The sequence below is a fragment of the Nocardia asteroides genome (assembly GCF_021183625.1).
Taxonomy (GTDB): domain Bacteria; phylum Actinomycetota; class Actinomycetes; order Mycobacteriales; family Mycobacteriaceae; genus Nocardia; species Nocardia asteroides_A.
On the sequence record NZ_CP089214.1, the window covers coordinates 3,447,998 to 3,464,854 of the forward strand.

The 16,857-nt window shown below is 72.7% G+C and carries 17 protein-coding genes; 12 read left to right on the forward strand and 5 right to left on the reverse strand.

Annotation, left to right across the window (positions count from 1 at the left end):
• The first annotated feature begins 51 nt into the window (after positions 1–51).
• From LTT61_RS16430 to mnhG, 8 genes are all read left to right on the forward strand, one after another.
• Complete coding sequence (locus tag LTT61_RS16430) at positions 52–483, forward strand: hypothetical protein (RefSeq protein WP_233020828.1); 432 nt, start codon at positions 52–54, stop codon at positions 481–483.
• Positions 484–606: 123 nt separating this feature from the next.
• Positions 607–3,066, forward strand: a complete 2,460-nt coding sequence (locus tag LTT61_RS16435; RefSeq protein ID WP_233020829.1) for an AAA family ATPase — start codon at positions 607–609, stop codon at positions 3,064–3,066.
• A 138-nt stretch (positions 3,067–3,204) separates the two neighbouring features.
• On the forward strand, positions 3,205–6,027 hold the full coding sequence (locus tag LTT61_RS16440) for a Na+/H+ antiporter subunit A (protein WP_233020830.1): 2,823 nt from the start codon (positions 3,205–3,207) through the stop codon (positions 6,025–6,027).
• Positions 6,024–6,404: a Na(+)/H(+) antiporter subunit C gene (locus tag LTT61_RS16445; RefSeq protein WP_233020831.1), complete on the forward strand. Its 381-nt coding sequence runs from the start codon at positions 6,024–6,026 to the stop codon at positions 6,402–6,404. The genes LTT61_RS16440 and LTT61_RS16445 overlap by 4 nt, the downstream gene beginning before the upstream one ends.
• A complete protein-coding gene (locus tag LTT61_RS16450; protein WP_233020832.1) occupies positions 6,401–8,005 on the forward strand; it encodes a Na+/H+ antiporter subunit D in 1,605 nt (534 codons plus the stop codon). The genes LTT61_RS16445 and LTT61_RS16450 overlap by 4 nt, the downstream gene beginning before the upstream one ends.
• Complete coding sequence (locus LTT61_RS16455) at positions 8,002–8,538, forward strand: Na+/H+ antiporter subunit E (RefSeq protein ID WP_233020833.1); 537 nt, start codon at positions 8,002–8,004, stop codon at positions 8,536–8,538. The genes LTT61_RS16450 and LTT61_RS16455 overlap by 4 nt, the downstream gene beginning before the upstream one ends.
• Entirely contained in the window at positions 8,535–8,795 is a 261-nt protein-coding gene (locus LTT61_RS16460; RefSeq protein WP_233020834.1) for a monovalent cation/H+ antiporter complex subunit F, read from the forward strand. The genes LTT61_RS16455 and LTT61_RS16460 overlap by 4 nt, the downstream gene beginning before the upstream one ends.
• Entirely contained in the window at positions 8,792–9,124 is a 333-nt protein-coding gene (gene mnhG, locus LTT61_RS16465; protein WP_233020835.1) for a monovalent cation/H(+) antiporter subunit G, read from the forward strand. Before LTT61_RS16460 ends, mnhG begins: the two co-directional genes overlap by 4 nt.
• A 42-nt stretch (positions 9,125–9,166) precedes the next feature.
• Here the strand turns inward: mnhG and LTT61_RS16470 are convergent, their stop codons facing one another.
• The 5 genes from LTT61_RS16470 to LTT61_RS16490 all read right to left on the reverse strand — a co-directional run bounded on the left by LTT61_RS16470 (position 9,167) and on the right by LTT61_RS16490 (position 13,561).
• Positions 9,167–10,492, reverse strand: coding sequence for a phosphatase PAP2 family protein (locus LTT61_RS16470; protein ID WP_233020836.1), 1,326 nt, complete (start codon positions 10,490–10,492; stop codon positions 9,167–9,169).
• Positions 10,493–10,553: 61 nt separating this feature from the next.
• Positions 10,554–11,711, reverse strand: a complete 1,158-nt coding sequence (locus LTT61_RS16475) for a glutamate--cysteine ligase (protein WP_233020837.1) — start codon at positions 11,709–11,711, stop codon at positions 10,554–10,556.
• A 10-nt stretch (positions 11,712–11,721) separates the two neighbouring features.
• Complete coding sequence (gene sodC / locus LTT61_RS16480) at positions 11,722–12,411, reverse strand: superoxide dismutase[Cu-Zn] (RefSeq protein ID WP_233020838.1); 690 nt, start codon at positions 12,409–12,411, stop codon at positions 11,722–11,724.
• 178 nt (positions 12,412–12,589) lie between these two features.
• On the reverse strand, positions 12,590–13,171 hold the full coding sequence (locus tag LTT61_RS16485) for a LytR C-terminal domain-containing protein (RefSeq protein WP_233020839.1): 582 nt from the start codon (positions 13,169–13,171) through the stop codon (positions 12,590–12,592).
• Between the two features lie 66 nt (positions 13,172–13,237).
• A complete protein-coding gene (locus LTT61_RS16490; RefSeq protein ID WP_233020840.1) occupies positions 13,238–13,561 on the reverse strand; it encodes a DUF3263 domain-containing protein in 324 nt (107 codons plus the stop codon).
• Between the two features lie 127 nt (positions 13,562–13,688).
• Here LTT61_RS16490 and LTT61_RS16495 point away from each other — a divergent pair, with 127 nt between their 5' ends.
• From LTT61_RS16495 to LTT61_RS16510, 4 genes are all read left to right on the forward strand, one after another.
• Positions 13,689–14,276, forward strand: a complete 588-nt coding sequence (locus LTT61_RS16495; protein ID WP_233020841.1) for a peptide deformylase — start codon at positions 13,689–13,691, stop codon at positions 14,274–14,276.
• Positions 14,276–15,262, forward strand: a complete 987-nt coding sequence (locus LTT61_RS16500; protein WP_233020842.1) for a GNAT family N-acetyltransferase — start codon at positions 14,276–14,278, stop codon at positions 15,260–15,262. Before LTT61_RS16495 ends, LTT61_RS16500 begins: the two co-directional genes overlap by 1 nt.
• Positions 15,263–15,272: 10 nt before the next feature.
• Positions 15,273–16,088, forward strand: a complete 816-nt coding sequence (locus LTT61_RS16505; RefSeq protein WP_233020843.1) for an exodeoxyribonuclease III — start codon at positions 15,273–15,275, stop codon at positions 16,086–16,088.
• Positions 16,089–16,183: 95 nt separating this feature from the next.
• Positions 16,184–16,810, forward strand: coding sequence for a TetR/AcrR family transcriptional regulator (locus LTT61_RS16510; RefSeq protein WP_233020844.1), 627 nt, complete (start codon positions 16,184–16,186; stop codon positions 16,808–16,810).
• Positions 16,811–16,857 lie beyond the last annotated feature (47 nt).

The window sequence follows — 16,857 nt, forward strand, 5'->3', positions numbered from 1 at the left end:
GCCGACGCGCCGGAGCCGCCGGTGCCGCGAACGACCCACGGGGGATCCATCATGCAGCGACTCTCCGCCGCCGTGCTCGCCGCCGGTGTGCTCGCCCTGGTCGTCAGCGGTTGCGGATCGGATGAATCGACCGACGCCAACGGGCTGCGCAAGGGGAGCACCGGCGCCGCCGCCGGCACCACCACGGCCGGTGCGCCCAGCAGCGCCGCGCCGAGCAGTGCGACGGCCGCGCCCGGCGAGGCCCCGAGCACGACGCCCGCCGCGGCGCCGAGCGGGTCGGGCGCCGACATCACCTGCGCCGAGTTCCGAAAACTCGACACCGAGCAGGAGAAGGCGGTGATCGAGCTGATCCTCGCCGCGAACCCGGACAGCCCGTTCACCGGCAGCCCGAATGTCGCGCTCGGCACCGCGAAGCTGGTCTGCCTCGCGCCCAGCGTCGCCGACGAGCCGGTGGCGACCGCCGCCGGGCTCGTCGCCGAGTAGGGACCCCCCGGGTGCCGTCGGCGCGCAGCGTCTCGCCCACGAGCGCGTGCCTGCGCGGCTGCTCGCCGCCGACAGGCGCCTCGCCACGGCGCCCATGCCCGCGCAGCGGGTAAGAATGGGGCGGTGGCCGAACTTGCGCTGACCGCCCGTCTCAACCCCTCCGCGGCCGATGCCAGGCGGGGGGTGGTTCGGCTGCATCCGGAGGCACTCGCCGCGCTCGGGCTGCGGGAGTGGGACGGGATCGCGCTGACCGGCTCCCGGCGCACCGCGGCGGTGGCCGGGCTGGCCCCGGCGGGCACCCCGGCCGGAGTCGCGCTGCTGGACGACGTCACGCTCTCCAACGCGGGGCTGCGCGAGGACGCCACCGTGGTGATCGCGCCCGCGACGGTGTTCGGGGCCAAGCAGATCCGGGTCAGCGGCTCGCTGCACGCCACCCGCTCGATCCCGGCGAACACGCTGCGCCAGGCGCTGCTCGGCAAGGTGGTGACGGTGGGCGACGCCGTTTCGCTGCTCCCCCGCGACCTCGGCCCCGACATCAGCTCGGCCGCCACCACCCAGGCGCTCTCCAGGACCTTCGGCATCGCCTGGACCACCGAGCTGCTCACCGTCACCGGCACCGAACCGGCCGGCCCGGTCAGCGTGCAGCCCAACTCGGCCGTCGACTGGGGTCCGGGCGTCGTGACCTCGGCCCTTCCGGGCGAGCCCGGCGCGGAGCTGCGACCGGGCGTCCCCGGGACGGAGGCGGCGGGATCTCGGCCGAGCGGATCGGGGCCGAGCTCACAGCCCGCCGACTTCGGGACGGGGTCCCAGCCCGGCGACTTCGGGACGGGGTCCCAGCCCGGCGACTTCGGGACAGGGTCCCAGCCCAGCGACTTCGGGACAGGGTCCCAGCCCAGCGACTTCGGGACAGGGCCACAGCTCGGCAACTTCGGGACGGGGGCGCAGCCGGGCGGGCCGGAGTCTATGTCGACTGCGGCCGGGGGTGACCGGATTCCGCTGCCCGCCACGGTGACCAGGGGCAGACCCGCCCCCGCCGCAGCCGACCTGATCGGCGTCCAGGGCCAGTCCGCCAAACTCGGCGAGTGGCTCGCGCTCGCCATCGACGAGCCGGAACTGCTGCGCACCCTTGGCGCCTCCCCGCACCTCGGGGTGCTGATCACCGGCCCGCACGGGGTCGGGAAGGCCACGCTGGCCAGGGCGGTCGCCGCCCCGCGCCGGGTCACGGAGCTGGACGGCCCCTCGGTCGGCGCGACGGAGAGCGGCACCCGGCTGCGCACGGTGGCCACCGCCGTAGCCGAGGTGAGCTCGGGGCAGGGCGGCATCCTGCTGGTCACCGATATCGACGCACTCCTACCGAGCGCAGCCGAACCGGTCGCCACGCTGATCCTGGACCAGCTCCGCGCCGCCGTCGCCACCCCGTGCGTCGCCTTCCTCGCCACCACCGCGCACCCGGGCGAGATCGACGCCAGGCTGCGCGCCCCCGACCTCTGCGACCGCGAGATCGCGCTCCCGCTGCCCACCGCCGCGGTCCGCGAGGCGCTGCTCGACTTCCTGCTCCGCGCGGTGCCGACCGGCGAGCTCCAGCTGGCCGAGATCGCCGCCCGCACCCCCGGTTTCGTCGTCTCCGACCTGGCCGCGCTCTGCCGCGAGGCCGCGCTGCGCGCCGCCTCCCGCACCGGCCGCGAACACACCGACCCGCGGCTGCTGCAGGCCGACCTGGCAGGCGCGCTCGAGGTGATCCGCCCACTCTCCCGCTCCGGTAGCGAGGAACTGGCGATCGGCAGCCTCGGCCTGGACGACGTCGGCGACATGGTGCAGACCAAGCAGGCACTCACCGAGGCCGTGCTCTGGCCGCTGCGCCACCCCGACTCCTTCGCCCGGCTCGGCATCGAGCCACCGCGCGGCGTGCTGCTCTACGGCCCGCCCGGCTGCGGCAAGACCTTCCTGGTCCGCGCTCTCGCCAGCACGGGGCAGCTCAGCGTGCACGCCGTGAAGGGCGCCGAGCTGATGGACAAGTGGGTCGGCGCGTCGGAGCGCGCGGTACGCGAGCTCTTCCAGCGGGCCAGGGACTCCGCGCCGTCGCTGATCTTCCTGGACGAGGTGGACGCGCTGGCCCCGCGCCGCGGCCAGAGCGGCGACTCCGGGGTCGGCGACCGGGTGGTCGCCGCGCTGCTCACCGAGCTCGACGGGGTCGAGCCGCTGCGCGACGTCGTCGTGCTCGGCGCCACCAACCGCCCGGAGCTGATCGACCCCGCGCTGCTCCGCCCCGGGCGGCTGGAGCGGCTGGTCTTCGTCCCGCCGCCGGACGCCGAGGCGCGGGTGGCGATCCTGCGCACCGCGGGCCGCCCAGTGCCGTTGGCCGCCGACGTCGACCTGGCCGCGCTGGCGAAGGAGCTGGACGGCTACTCCGCCGCCGACTGCGCCGCGCTGCTGCGCGAGGCCGCGCTCACCGCCATGCGCCGGGACATCGACGCCGCCGACGTGTCCGCCGCCGACATCGCCGCCGCGCGCGCCGCGGTGCGCCCCTCGCTCGACCCGGAGCAGGTGGAGGCGCTGCGCCGGTACGCGGAGAACCGCGGCTGACGCGGAGTGTGCCCGGAGCTTGCCGGAGGACCGGTGGAGTGACGAACGCCGCTCCGCCCAGCACCGGCAACGGTCCTGGCCACCCGCCCAAGTAGGATCGACCCGGACGACCGCCCGCCCGAGACGACGGAGCGTAGTTTGCTCGTAATCCTGCTCGCACATGCCCTCGCCGCCGTGGTGGCCCCGCTGTGCGTCCGGATCGCGGGTCGAAAAGCCTTCTATCCGCTCGCGGCGGTCCCGCTCGCCTGCCTCGGCTGGGTGGTGGCCCACTGGGGCACCACCCAGGTGGTCAGCGTGGCGTGGGCCCCCGCGATCGGGATGAACATCGACCTGCGATTCGATTCGCTCGCCGCCGTGATGGCGGTGCTGGTGCTCGGTATCGGCACCCTCATCCTCTGCTACTGCGCCCGCTACTTCGACGACGACGAACCGCGGCTCGGCGCCTTCGCGGCCCAGCTCGTCGGCTTCTCCGGCGCCATGTTCGGCGTCGTGACCAGCGACAACATGCTGCTGCTCTACGTCTTCTGGGAGATCACGACGGTGCTGTCGTTCCTCCTGGTCGGGCACAACGCGGACCGGGCGGCGAGCAGGCGCGCGGCCATCCAGGCGCTGCTCGTCACCGGCGCGGGCGGGCTCACCATGCTCACCGGCATCGTGCTGCTCGGCCACCTCTCCGGCAGCTTCCTGCTCTCCGACCTGCTGGACGGCGGGGCGCCGAGCGGGGTGGCGGCGAGCGTCGCGGTCGGGCTGATCCTGGTCGGCGCGCTGAGCAAGTCCGCCATCGTGCCGCTGCACTTCTGGCTCCCCGGCGCCATGGCCGCCCCGACCCCGGTGAGCGCCTACCTGCACGCGGCCGCCATGGTGAAGGCGGGCGTCTACCTGATCGCGCGGCTCGCGCCCGCCTTCGCCGAGTCGCCGGTCTGGCACCCGCTGGTGCTGACGCTCGGCGCGGTCTCGATGGTGCTGGCGGGCTGGCGCGCGCTGCAGGTGACCGACCTCAAGCTGGTGCTCGCCTTCGGCACCGTGAGCCAGCTCGGCTTCCTGGTCATGCTGGTCGGCATCGGCACCCCGGAGGCCGCGCTGGCAGGCATCGCCATGGTGGTGGCGCACGCGCTGTTCAAGGCCTGCCTGTTCATGGTGGTCGGCATCGTCGACCACGGCGCGGGCACCCGCGAGCTGGGCAGCCTCTCCGGGCTCGGCCGCCGCGAGCCGGTGCTCTTCGGCGCGGCCGCGCTGGCCGCGCTGAGCATGGCGGGCATCCCGCCGCTGCTCGGCTTCGTCGGCAAGGAGAGCGCGCTGGCCGCCGCGCAGCACGCGGAGGTGCTGGCCGGGCCGGTGCGGGTGGCGCTGCTGGCGGTCTTCGTGGTCGGCTCGATGCTGACCGTGGCCTACAGCGCCCGGTTCGTCTGGGGCGCCTTCGCCGACAAGGACGGCGTCGAGCCCCTGAAGCGCTGGCACGGCCCGGATCCCGCCTTCCTCGCTCCACCGGTGCTGCTCGCGCTGGCCGGGCTCGCCGCCGGGCTCGCCGCGCCCTGGGTCGACACGCTGCTCGCGCCCTACGCCCGCACGCTGCCCGGCCCCGCCCCCGAGCACCTGGCGCTCTGGCACGGCTTCACGCTGCCGCTGCTGCTCACCGTGGTCGTGGTGGCGGGCGGGCTCGCGGTCTTCGCGGTGCGGGGCCGGATCCACGAGTCGGCGCACCCGCGGCTCGGCAATGCCGACCGGGTCTACGACGCCACGCTCAAGCAGATGGACCGGCTCTCGCTGCGGATGACCGCCGCGACCCAGCGCGGCTCGCTGCCGCTGAACCAGGCCACCATCCTCGGCACCATGACGCTGCTGCCCGCGATCGCGCTGGCCATCGCCGGGCCGAGCGAATTCCGGATGCGGCTCTGGGACACCCCGATGCAGCTGGTGATCGCGCTGGTCATGATCGCCTCCGCGCTGGCGGCGACGGTGGCGCGGAACCGGCTGGCCGCGGTGCTCGTCGTCGGCGTCACCGGCTACGGCTGCGGCGTCATCTTCGCGCTGCACGGCGCCCCCGACCTCGCGCTCACCCAGTTCCTGGTGGAGACGCTGCTGCTGGTGGTGTTCGTGCTGGTGCTCCGGGCCTTCCCGGCGGAGATCGAGGAGAGCAGGCTGGCCGCCTCGAAGGGCAGCAGGGCGGTGCTCGGCATCGCGGTCGGCTCGGTGGTCGCTGTACTCGGCGCGGTGGCCGTCGCGGCACGCAGCGCGACGCCGATCTGGCAGCTCATCCCGGAGGCCGCCTACACCCTCGGCGGCGGCAAGAACGCGGTGAACGTGCTGCTCGTCGATATCCGCGCCTGGGACACCCTGGGCGAGATCTCGGTGCTGGTCGTCGCCGCGACCGGGGTGGCATCGCTGGTCTTCCGGGTGCGCCGGTTCGGCAGCGCCCCGCGCGCGGCGGACGCCCCCGACTACGACCCGGACCGGGTGGGCTGGCTCTCCGCGGGCCGCCTCATCTCCAGGGAGAACCGGTCGATGATCCTGCAGATCGCGACCAGGCTGGTGTTCCCGACGATCATGGTGCTCTCGGTCTACTTCTTCTTCTCCGGGCACAACGCGCCGGGCGGCGGCTTCGCGGGCGGGCTCACCGCCGGGCTCGCGCTCACCCTGCGCTACCTGGCGGGTGGCCGCTACGAGCTGGGCGAGGCGCTCCCGGTGGACGCCGGGCACATGCTCGGCGCCGGGCTCATCCTCGCGGCCGGCACCGCGGCGGCCTCGCTGCTGGTCGGGGCGCCGCCGCTCTCCTCGGCGATCATCGAGGTGACGCTGCCGCTCTTCGGCGAGATCAAGCTGGTGACGGCGCTCTTCTTCGACCTCGGCGTCTACCTGATCGTGGTCGGGCTGGTCCTCGACGTGCTGCGCTCGCTCGGCGCGCGCCTGGACAGCGAGCTCGACACGGACACGCCGGTCGGCGCGAAGGGAGGCTACGCGTGACCGCCAACCTCACCCTGCTCGTCGTCATCGGCGTGCTGGTGGCCTGCGGCGTCTACCTGATCCTGGAGCGCGCGGTCTCCAAGATGCTGCTCGGCATGATCCTCTTCGGCAACGCGGTGAACCTGCTGATCCTCACCGTCGGCGGCCCGGACGGAAACCCGCCGCTGCGCAACGCGGAGGCGGCCGACCAGGACATGGCCGACCCGCTGGCCCAGGCCATGGTGCTCACCGCCATCGTCATCACCATGGGGCTCACCGCCTTCGTGCTCGCCCTCGCCTACCGCGCGCGGATGCTCACCACCACCGACGACGTGCCCGACGACCCCGAGGACGCCGACGTCGCGGGGCGGCGCGAGCGAGAGGACCCGGAGGATTGAGCCCAGATTCCAGCCTGCTGTCCATACTGGCTCCCCTTCCGGTCCTCATCCCGCTGATCGCCGCCGCCATCACGCTGATCTTCGGCCGCAGGCCGCGGCTGCAGAGCCTGGTCACGCTGATCGCGCTGAGCGCGGTGGTCGCCGTCTGCGCGGCGCTGCTCTACCTGGCCGACCGCGACGGCACCACCGCCGTCCAGGTGGGCGGCTGGGACGTCCCGATCGGCATCACGCTGGTGGTGGACCGGCTCTCCGCGGTGATGATGCTGGTCTCCTCGATCGTGCTGCTCGTCGTCTCCGTCTACGGCGCGGGCCAGAACATCAGGGACGGCGACGAGCGCCAGCCCACCTCGATCTACCGCCCCACCTACCTGGTGCTGACCGCGGGCGTCGGCACCACCTTCCTCGCCGGTGACCTGTTCAACCTGTTCGTCGGCTTCGAGATCCTGCTCGCCGCCTCCTTCGTGCTGCTCACCGTCGGCGCGACCGCCGAGCGGGTGCGCGCCGGCGTCGCCTACGTCATGGTCTCCATGCTCAGCTCGCTGATCTTCCTGGTCGGCATCGCGCTGGCCTATGCGGCGACCGGGACGCTGAACCTGGCCCAGCTGGCGCTGCGGATCGGGGCGGCGCCGGAGGGCGTGCGCAACGCGGTGTACGCGATGCTGCTGGTGGCGTTCGGCATCAAGGCGGCGATCTTCCCGCTCTCCAACTGGCTCCCGGACTCCTACCCGACCGCGCCTGCGCCGGTCACCGCGGTCTTCGCCGGACTGCTCACCAAGGTCGGTGTCTACGCCATCATCCGGACGCACGCGCTCTTCTTCCCGGAGAGCGGCTTCGACACCCTGCTGCTCGTGGCCGGGTTGCTGACCATGCTGGTCGGCATCTTCGGCGCCATCGCGCAGAGCGACATCCGGCGGCTGCTCTCGTTCACCCTGGTCAGCCATATCGGCTACATGCTCTTCGGGATCGGGCTGGCCAGCGAGGCCGGGCTCGGCGGCGCGGTGTACTACGTGGCGCACCACATCCTCGTGCAGACCGCGCTCTTCCTCGTGGTCGGGCTGATCGAGCGGCAGGCCGGGTCGGTCTCGCTGCGCAGGCTCGGCGGGCTCGCCGGAGCGAGCCCGCTGCTGGGGTTGCTGTTCCTGATCCCGGCGCTGAACCTCGGCGGGATCCCGCCGTTCTCGGGGTTCATCGGGAAGGTCGCGCTGCTGCAGGCGGGCGCCGCGGACGGCGGCTGGCTGGCCTGGGTCCTGGTGGCCGGCGCGGTGACCACCAGCCTGCTGACGCTGTACGTGGTGGCGCTGGTCTGGAGCAAGGCGTTCTGGCGGCCGCGCTCCGAGGCGCCGGAGGGGCACCTGGCGATGGCCCGCCCCGCGAACCTGGTGGAGGAGACCACCGACGTGCTCTACGACGAACGCACCGACCCCGGCCGGATGCCCGCGCTCATGGTCGGCGCGACCGCGGCGCTGGTCCTCGTCGGCTTCGCGCTGACCGTGCTGGCCGGGCCGATCCTCGACATCACCGACCGGGCCGCCGCCGAGCTGGACAACCCAGGCGTCTACGTCAGCGCGGTGCTCGGCGACGACCCGGAGGCGTACCGGTGAGCCGGGAGAACCTCGGCCGGGTCGGCGTCGTGCTCTGGCTCGCGCTCGTCTACACGCTGCTCTGGGGCACGCTGACGCTGGGCAACCTGGTCGCCGGGCTGCTGATCGGGATCGTCATCGTAGTGGTGCTCCCGCTGCCGGCCATGCCGGTGACCGGCCGGTTCAACCCGATCGCCTTCGCCGAGCTGGTCGCGGTGAGCACCTACTACGCGCTGCACTCCAGCCTGCAGGTGGCCTGGCTCGGGATCCGGCCGGGGTCGCAGCCGGTCTCCGGGGTGCTGCGGGTGCGGCTGGACATCCAGTCCGAGCTGGTGCTCGCGCTCTGCGTCGACCTGCTCAACCTGATCCCGGGGACCATGGTGCTCGAGATCGACCGGGACCGCCGGGTGGTCTACGTGCACGTGCTGGACGTGGGGAGCGAGGCCGCGGTCGAGCAGTTCTACCGCACCACCCGCAGGCTGGAGCGGCTGCTCGTCTCGTCCTTCGAGCGGCGGCCCGAGCCGGAAACTTCCGCCGAGGAGGCGAAATCATGACCGTCGTCGCCGGTATCGCCGCGGTGCTGCTCTCGGTGGCCGCGCTGCTCACGCTGTTCCGGGTGCTGACCGGGCCGAGCACGCTGGACCGGGTGGTCGGGCTCGACTCGCTCACCGCCATCGCGGCGGCCGCGCTCGCGGTCTACGCGGCCTGGAGCAAGGAGACCTCGGTGGTGCCCGCCATCGTCGCGCTGGCGCTGGTCGGGTTCCTCGGGTCGGCCGCGGTCTCCCGCTTCCGGGTCAGGGACGACCGGTGAGCGCGCTGGAGTGGGTCTCCGCGGTCCTCATCCTCTTCGGCTCCACGCTGGCGCTGACCGCGGCCATCGCGCTGGTCCGCTTCCGGGACACCCTCGCCCGGATGCACGCCGCGACCAAGCCGCAGGTGGTCGGGCTGGTGCTGGTGCTGCTCGGCGCCGCCATCCAGGTGCGCGGTGACGTGAACGCCTGGATGCTCGTGCTGATGATGCTGTTCGTGCTGCTCACCGCACCGGTGATCGCGCACCTCATCGGGCGCACCGCCTACCGGGAGCAGCGCTACCGGGACGGGTTGCTCCAGATCAACGAGCTCGGCGACGAAGAAATGTAGTAGTTCCGGCCCGGCCGGAGGCGCGACCGCTCGCGGGCCTGATCAGCGGGCGGGCTCGGGGATGGCGGGCTCGGGGACGACGGACTTCGGCGCGGCGAACCAGGTCGCGTGGAACGCCGCGGCAACGGCGGCGAGCAGGGCGAGGATCGCCGTCCCGGCGAAGACCGGGTACTCCGCCATCGGCACCGCGAGGAAGCGGTAGGCGAGCAGCAGCGTCAGCAGGACGGCGGCGCCGAAGAGCACGAGGCGCCAGCGGAACCACCCGTACCCGCGCTCGGGATCGCGCAGCGCCGACTCGACGGCGAGGCAGAGCACGGCGCCCGCGACCAGGTCGACCCCGTAGTGGTACCCGAAGCCGAGCGTCGCGGTGAGCGTCGCGCAGAGCCAGAAGGTGCCGCCCCAGCGCAGCCAGCGCGGCGCGGGCGAGCCGTCCATACCCCGCCTGGTGTGCAGGAAGACGGCGAGCGCCCAGGCCGTGTGCATGGACGGCATGCAGTTGCGCGGCGTCACCCGGTCGAACGGGAGCACGCCCGGGCTGCGGTCGATCGGCGGAACGAACTGCGGCCAGTAGTTCCCCACCTGCAGCCCGTTCCCGTCCGCGCCGAAGGCGAACATCGGCCCGACCACGGGGAAGATCAGGTACACCACCGGCCCGGCCAGCCCGAGCACCAGGAAGGTGCGCACCAGGTAGTGCCCCGGCCAGCGCCCGGACGAGACCACCCGGCGCAGCTGCCACACGGCGACGACGATCGCCGCCAGCGGCAGCTCGATGTAGACCCAGTGCAGCACCGCGTAGACCACCGGCCCGAGCGCCTCGACGACCCGCCCGACCACCCAGGACGGATCGCCGAGCGCGTGGTCGGCCAGCATGACGTACTCGTCGAGCACCCCGGGGTGCGCGAGGATGGTGACGTGCAGCCAGACGTCGCCGACCTTGGTGGCCAGGATGAGCAGCGCGCCGAGCGCGACCGCGTGCAGCGCGGTCCGGCGCCGCAGCCCGCTCCAGCGCCACAGCGCGAGCACGGTGATCCCGGCGAGCACCCAGACCGGCCCGTTGCCGACGGTCGGCGGGTCACCGGCGAGCAGCCGCGCGCCCGCGCCGATCAGATCGATGCCGACCGCCGCGCCCGCCGCGACGAACCGGTCCCGCACGCGCAGCCCGACCAGGGCGAGCACCAGCCCGGCCCAGGGCACCGTCATCGACTTCGGGGTGCCGGCGAAGTCTTTCCAGAGGCTGGTCAGCGGCCCCTCGAAGCCCTGCCACAGCGCTACCGCCTGGAGCCCCGCCAGCAGCAGGCCGACCGCCGCGACGAGCACGATCGAGAGCTGCGCCCGGCGGCTGCGCCGGACAGGGTCCTCCACAAGCATCCGCCCATAGTAAACGGCGTGTGAACAGCACCGTCCCCGGTGCTTGAACGGGAGGTCTCCGTCAGGGATTCAGCTCGCGCACCAGCGAATCCACCACCGCGATCAGATCGCCCTGGCTGGCCGCCGCCACCCGGCGTTGCCGCTGGTAGTTGGCGCCGCCGCGCGGGATCTCGGCCACCGCGCGCAGCTCGTCGGCGCAGCCGAGCTTCGCGGCGGTCGGCTCCAGCCGGTTCAGCAGGTCGTCCAGGTCGTCGGTGACCAGCCGCTCGTTGCTGTCCGAGTCGGTGATGACGATGGCGTCCAGCCCGTACCTGGCCGCGCGCCACTTGTTCTCCTGCACATGCCATACCGGCAGTGTGGGCAGCGTCTCACCGGCCTCGACCCGATCGTCCAGGTCGACGATCAGGCAGTGGATGAACGCGGCCAGCGCGCCGAGCTCCCGGTGGGTGGAGACGCCGTCGCAGATCCGCACCTCGATCGTGCCCCACTTCGGCGCCGGCCTGATGTCCCAGTGCATGCCGCCGAGCTGCTCGAAGACCCCGGTCTTGAACTGGTCGTGCACGAACCCCTCGAACTGCGACCACTTCTCGAACTGGAACGGCAGCCCGGCGGTGGGCAGCTGCTGGAACATGAGGGCCCGGTTCGAGGCATAGCCGGTGTCCGAGCCGGACCACATGGGCGAGGAGGCGGAGAGCGCGAGCAGGTGCGGGTAGGAGGGAAGCATCGCGTTCAGGATCGGGAAGACCTTCTCCCGGTGCGACACTCCCACGTGCACGTGCACGCCCCAGATGAGCATCTGCCTGCCCCACCACTGGGTACGCTCGATCAGCTCGTCGTAGTGCTCGGAGCGGGTGAGCTGCTGCGCCGACCACTGCGCGAACGGGTGCGTGCCCGCGCAGAACAGGTCGACCCCGAGCGGGTCGGCGGCCCGGCGCAGCAGGTTCATGGTGCCGGTGAGGTCGTCCAGCGCGGCGCCGACGGTGTCGTGCACCCCGGTGACCAGCTCGACGGTGTTGCGCAGCAACTCCTTCGAGAGCTGCGGGGTGCCGTCGTGCGCGAGCACCTCGCCGACCTCGTCGAAGACCGCGGCGGCGGTGTTGGAGAGATCGCGGGTCACCTTGTCGACCAGCGCGATCTCCCACTCGATGCCGATGGTCGGCCGGGGCGAACCGTGGAACTCGACACTCGTTCCGCTGCCCCTGCGATCAGCCCCGGGCATACCGCTCCCCCTAGTGGACGACGCCACAGGCGACGCGGCCCCCCGCGTCACCGGTGGCGAGGGTGGCCTCGTCCGGCCCGGCGACGCCGTCGGCGCGCTGGTACCGGTTCGGGATGTTGCCGAAGTTGTCGGCGTCGGCGTGCACCACGATCGCCTTGTCCTTGATGTCGGCGAGCGTGACGGTGTCGGAGGTGGTGACCAGCGAGGCGGTGCCGTCGCCGCGCACCTGCAGCGACGTCAGATCGCCGCTGGCCGGGTGGCTGTTCGCGCTGCCGACCTGGAGGTGCCCGCCCGCTGAGAGGAAGTCGCCCGCGGGGCCGCCGGTGGGGGCCACCGAGTTCGCCTCGCACTTGCCGACCGAGTGGATGTGCAGCCCGTGGAAGCCGGGGCGCAGCCCGCGCGCCTCGACGGTGACCTGCAGGTGCCCGCCGACCTCGGCGAAGCTGACGGTGCCGACCGCCTGGCCCGACGCGTCCTTCAGATCGGCGCTCGCGCCCGACTCCGAACCGGAGTGCTCGCCGCCGCCGCCGTGCGCGGACTCGCCCGCGGGGGCGGGGGAGGCGGTGAAGACCGGCGGGGTGGTCCCCGTGACATCGGTCGACTCCTGGCTGTTGGAGCAGCCGGCCAGGCCGAACGCCGCGATCGCGAGTACCGGGGTCACGATCCGCCAGGACGGGCGACGGGACGGGGACGAGGCCATCGGAGTGACTCCTTCACGGATGTGGACGGGGTTCGTGCCGAGCACGATCTTGCCAGGTTCTGATGCGGCACGGCCGGGGGCCCTCCGTGGCTACGCTCCGCTCCCGCCTCCGGGCCTGACCCGGTCGTGCCCGGCGAGAGCAGCCGGATCGAGACAGGGTGACCCGCGTCTATGCCGCTCAGTTACCCGTGACGATGACGATCACACCCGGCTCGGAGCCCGAGATTCCGGCGAAGCGCGGTTCGGCGACCGCGCCGATCTCCGCGGCGATGGCCTCGGCGGCCGCCTGCTCGGCGGGGGAATCGCCGTAGAAGACGGTGGTTTTGGGGAGCGTGCCGCCCGCGTAGTTGCCGGTCCCGACATTGCTCCAGCCGTTCGCGCCCAGCTCGCTCGCGGTGCGCCCGGCCAGCCCGGCCACCAGGCTGTTGTTCAGCACCCGCACCGGCACCGCGCGGTTCACCGACGGCGCGGTGGGCGGGGGCGGAGGCGGCGGGGGCGCGGCGGTGGTGGTCTCGACCGCGGTCGGGGTCTCCGGCACCGTCGAGGTGGTGCTGGTGGCCGCCGCGGCGCTCGTCGTCGCGCGGGGGGCGGTGGTCGTCGGAGCGGCGGTGCTCGTCTCCGCGCCGGGAGCGTCCGCGCTGGAATCGGAGTCCGACAGCGACATCGCACCCAGCCCGGCGAACACGATGGCCAGCGCGATCAACACCATCGCCAGCGCGCGCAGCGGCGGACCGCCGGAGGTGGGATTCGGGTTGCTCACCCGCTCGACCCTAGTCGCTCCGACCGGCGTTCGAGGCCGGTGCCGCCGACACGCGGCACTGCGGGCTCAGACCTGAAAACCGAGGCGCCGCGCGGCCCTTGCCTTCTGCCTGCTCGCGCGCAGCCTGCGCAGCCGCTTCACCAGCATCGGGTCGGCGGCGAGCGCCTCCGGCCGGTCGACGACGGCGTTCAGCACCTGGTAGTAGCGGGTGGGGGACATACCGAACAGTTCGCGGATCGCCTCCTCCTTGGCACCCGCGTACTTCCACCACTGGCGCTCGAAGGCGAGGATCTCCTGATCGCGCCGGGAGAGGCCGCTCGCGTCCTCCAGCACCGGCTCGTCGGCATCATCCGGGGTGCCGGATGGATTCCGAGCAGCTGCGCCGTCCATCTCGCTCCCTCGGCCGAGTTCCCACCACGTGCTGGTCCGACCGGATCATTGAACCACGGGGTGCGGACGGATTCCGGCCGAGCACCCGGCGTGTTCTCTACCTTCCGGTAACCGCAATAATTGCCGCATGGCAATCCTCCCGATCGTGATCGTCGGCGACCCGGTGCTGCACAACCCGACCGAAAAGGTCACCGAGCCGCCGGAGGAGCTGGCGCCGCTGATCGCCGACATGTACGAGACCCTGGACGCCGCGAACGGCGTCGGGCTCGCGGCCAACCAGGTCGGCGTCGCCAAGCGGCTCTTCGTCTACGACTGCCCGGACCTGACCGCCGACGGCACGACCGTGCGGCGCAGGGGCGCCGTGGTGAACCCGATCCTGGAGACCTCCGCGCTGCCCGAGACCATGCCCGATCCGGACGATGACGACGAGGGCTGCCTCTCCGTCCCCGGCGAGCAGTACCCCACCGGCCGCGCCGACTGGGCGAAGGTCACCGGCACCGACGAGAAGGGCGAGCCGGTCGAGCTGGAGGGCACCGGCTTCTTCGCCAGGATGCTGCAGCACGAGGTCGGCCACCTGGACGGCTTCCTCTACGTGGACGTGCTGGTCGGCAGGCACGCCAGGGCCGCGAAGAAGGCGATCAAGCGGAACGGCTGGGGCACACCGGGGCTGAGCTGGCTCCCGGGTACCGTGCCCGACCCGTTCGGGCACGACTGATGAGCATCGAGCCGCCGACGGCCGAGCGGCTGCCCGCCGTCGGCGACCGGGTGGTCATGCGGTACCGGTTGCCCGAGGGGTACCCGCAGCCGCTCACCGACGTGCTCGGCGAGCTGGTCTCGGTCGAGCCACCGACCGTGCGCACCGCGGACGGCGCGCTGGTCGAGGTGGCGCCGGACAAGGTGGTCGCGCTGCGGGTGATTCCGTCCCGGCCCATCCGCACCTCGGAGATCAGGGCGCTGGAGTACGCGGGCGCGGCGGGCTGGCCGGGAGTGCAGCAGACCTGGCTGGACGGCTGGCTGCTGCGCGCGGGCCACGGCTACACGCACCGCGCCAATTCCGCGCTGCCGCTCGGTGATTCGAGCGGTCCGGCGATCGTCGGCCGGGACACGCTCTACCGGATCGGCGCCTGGTACACCGAGCACGGCCTCCCGGTGCAGCTCTGCCTGCCGGACCGGCTGGCCGCGACCCCGCCCGGCTGGCACACCTGGAACGAGACGGTCGTGCTCGGCATCGATATCGAGACCATGGTGTTGCCGCAGGGGCCGTCCATGGTGCGGGTCTCGCCCGCGCCCTCGCAGGCCTGGCTGGAGCTGTACCGGTACCGCGGCGGCATCCCGGACCCGGTCGTTCCCCCGCCGCCGCGGCCCGCGCCGGACGTGCTCAACGCCGTCCGGGACGGTTCGCTCGGGTTCGCCGTGCTCGGCGTCCCGCAGCCGATCGCGGTGGCCCGCGGCGCCGTCACGACCGCGCCGGACGGGCGGGTGTGGGTGGGGCTCTCCTGCGTCGCGGTCGCCACCGAGCACCGGCGGCACGGCCTCGGCGCGCTGGTCTGCGCGGAGCTGCTGCGCTGGGGTCGCGAGCGCGGGGCGGGGTACGCCTACGTGCAGGTGGCCGCGGACAACCCGGACGGGCTCGGGCTCTTCCGGGAGATGGGGTTCGTCGAGCACCACCGCTACCGGTACGCCGCCCCGCGGCACAACTGAAAGGTCACCCGTGCGGATCGCCACCTGGAACGTCAACTCCATTCGCTCCCGGATCGACCGGGTGATCGGCTTCTTGGACCGCAACGACGTCGACGTCCTCGCCATCCAGGAGACCAAGTGCCGGGACGACCAGTTCCCCTTCGAGCGGTTCGACGAGGCCGGATACGAGGTCGCGCACCTGGGCGTGAACCAGTGGAACGGGGTCGCCATCGCCTCCCGGATCGGGCTCGCCGACGTCGAGGCGGCCTTCCCCGGGCAGCCGGGGTTCGACAGGGATGCCGGGGAGTCGCTGCTCGGGGCGCCGGTGGTGGAGTCGCGGGCGCTCGGCGCGACCTGCGGCGGGGTCCGGGTGTGGAGCCTGTACGTGCCGAACGGCCGCGCGCTGGACGACCCGCACTACCGCTACAAGCTGGAGTGGCTCGACGCGCTGCGGCGCACCGGCGAGCGGTGGCTGAGCGCCGACCCGGCGGCGAAGATCGCGCTGGTCGGCGACTGGAATATCGCGCCGACCGACGACGACGTGTGGTCCCCGGAGTACTTCGAGAACAAAACGCACACCTCGCGGCCGGAGCGGGACGCCTTCGCCGCGATCGTCGGCGCCGGGTACACCGATGTCATGCGGCCCTTCGCGCCCGGGCCGGGCGTCTACACCTACTGGGACTACACCCAGCTGCGCTTCGCCAGGAAGGAGGGCATGCGGATCGATTTCGTGCTGGCCTCCCCCGCGCTCGCGGCCGGGGTCACCGACGCGGTGGTCGACCGGCAGGAGCGCAAGGGCAAGGGCGCGAGCGATCATGCCCCGGTGATCGTGGAGTTCACCGACTGAGACGGATCAACGCTGGTAGGAGCGTTTTCCGGTAAAACCATCCATCTGGTCTTGTTCCGCCACGTGACGGGTTCACGCTGCTAGGGTTACCGGCCATGGGTAGTGAGTCGGCCGTCCGGCCGCGGCAGCGGGCACAGCATCTCGGCCCGCAGCGCAGGCGGCCACAGGTGCTCGACACCGCCCTCACCCTCGCGGTCTCCGAGGGGCTCTCCGCCGTCACCATGGCATCCATCGCGGACCGGATGCGGGTCACCCGCCCGGTCGTCTACGCCTGCTTCGCGGACCGGGTGCAGCTGATCGACGCGCTGCGCCGCCGCGAGGAGAACTACCTGATCCACGACCTGCTCTCCACGCTCCCCGGCCGCGACCTCGGCGCGGACGAGACCGCCGTGGTCACCAGCTTCCGCACGCTGCTGCAGCTCACCGCCGCGCGCCCGGAGTCATGGCGCTTCCTCGCCGAGACCCCCGACCCGGTGATCTCCGCGGAGTTCGGCCGGGGCAGGCGGCTCGCGGTGAACCGCTGCACCGCGCTGCTGCGCGGCTCCATGCTCGGCTGGGGCACCACCGCCGCCGACCGCAAGCTGCCGGTCCTGGTCGACCAGTGGTTGGCCGCGGGCGAGGGCGCGGTGCAGACGCTGATGGCGGGCACCGCCGACTGGACACCGGAGGATCTCGGCGATTTCGTCGGGGGTCAGGTGTTCCGGATGCTGCGCGACGCGTAGCGGAATAACGAAGACCGATTCCGTGTAGTATCGGCTGCGAGCAAGGA

Excerpts from the sequence above, each read along its gene's own strand:
- LTT61_RS16430 (WP_233020828.1), top strand. The coding sequence starts at position 52 with ATGCAGCGACTCTCCGCCGCCGTGCTCGCCGCCGGTGTGCTCGCCCTG.
- LTT61_RS16460 (WP_233020834.1), top strand. The coding sequence starts at position 8,535 with ATGACCGTCGTCGCCGGTATCGCCGCGGTGCTGCTCTCGGTGGCCGCG.
- LTT61_RS16470 (WP_233020836.1), bottom strand. The coding sequence starts at position 10,492 with ATGCTTGTGGAGGACCCTGTCCGGCGCAGCCGCCGGGCGCAGCTCTCG.
- LTT61_RS16475 (WP_233020837.1), bottom strand. The coding sequence starts at position 11,711 with ATGCCCGGGGCTGATCGCAGGGGCAGCGGAACGAGTGTCGAGTTCCAC.
- sodC (WP_233020838.1), bottom strand. The coding sequence starts at position 12,411 with ATGGCCTCGTCCCCGTCCCGTCGCCCGTCCTGGCGGATCGTGACCCCG.
- LTT61_RS16490 (WP_233020840.1), bottom strand. The coding sequence starts at position 13,561 with ATGGACGGCGCAGCTGCTCGGAATCCATCCGGCACCCCGGATGATGCC.
- LTT61_RS16495 (WP_233020841.1), top strand. The coding sequence starts at position 13,689 with ATGGCAATCCTCCCGATCGTGATCGTCGGCGACCCGGTGCTGCACAAC.
- LTT61_RS16500 (WP_233020842.1), top strand. The coding sequence starts at position 14,276 with ATGAGCATCGAGCCGCCGACGGCCGAGCGGCTGCCCGCCGTCGGCGAC.
- LTT61_RS16510 (WP_233020844.1), top strand. The coding sequence starts at position 16,184 with ATGGGTAGTGAGTCGGCCGTCCGGCCGCGGCAGCGGGCACAGCATCTC.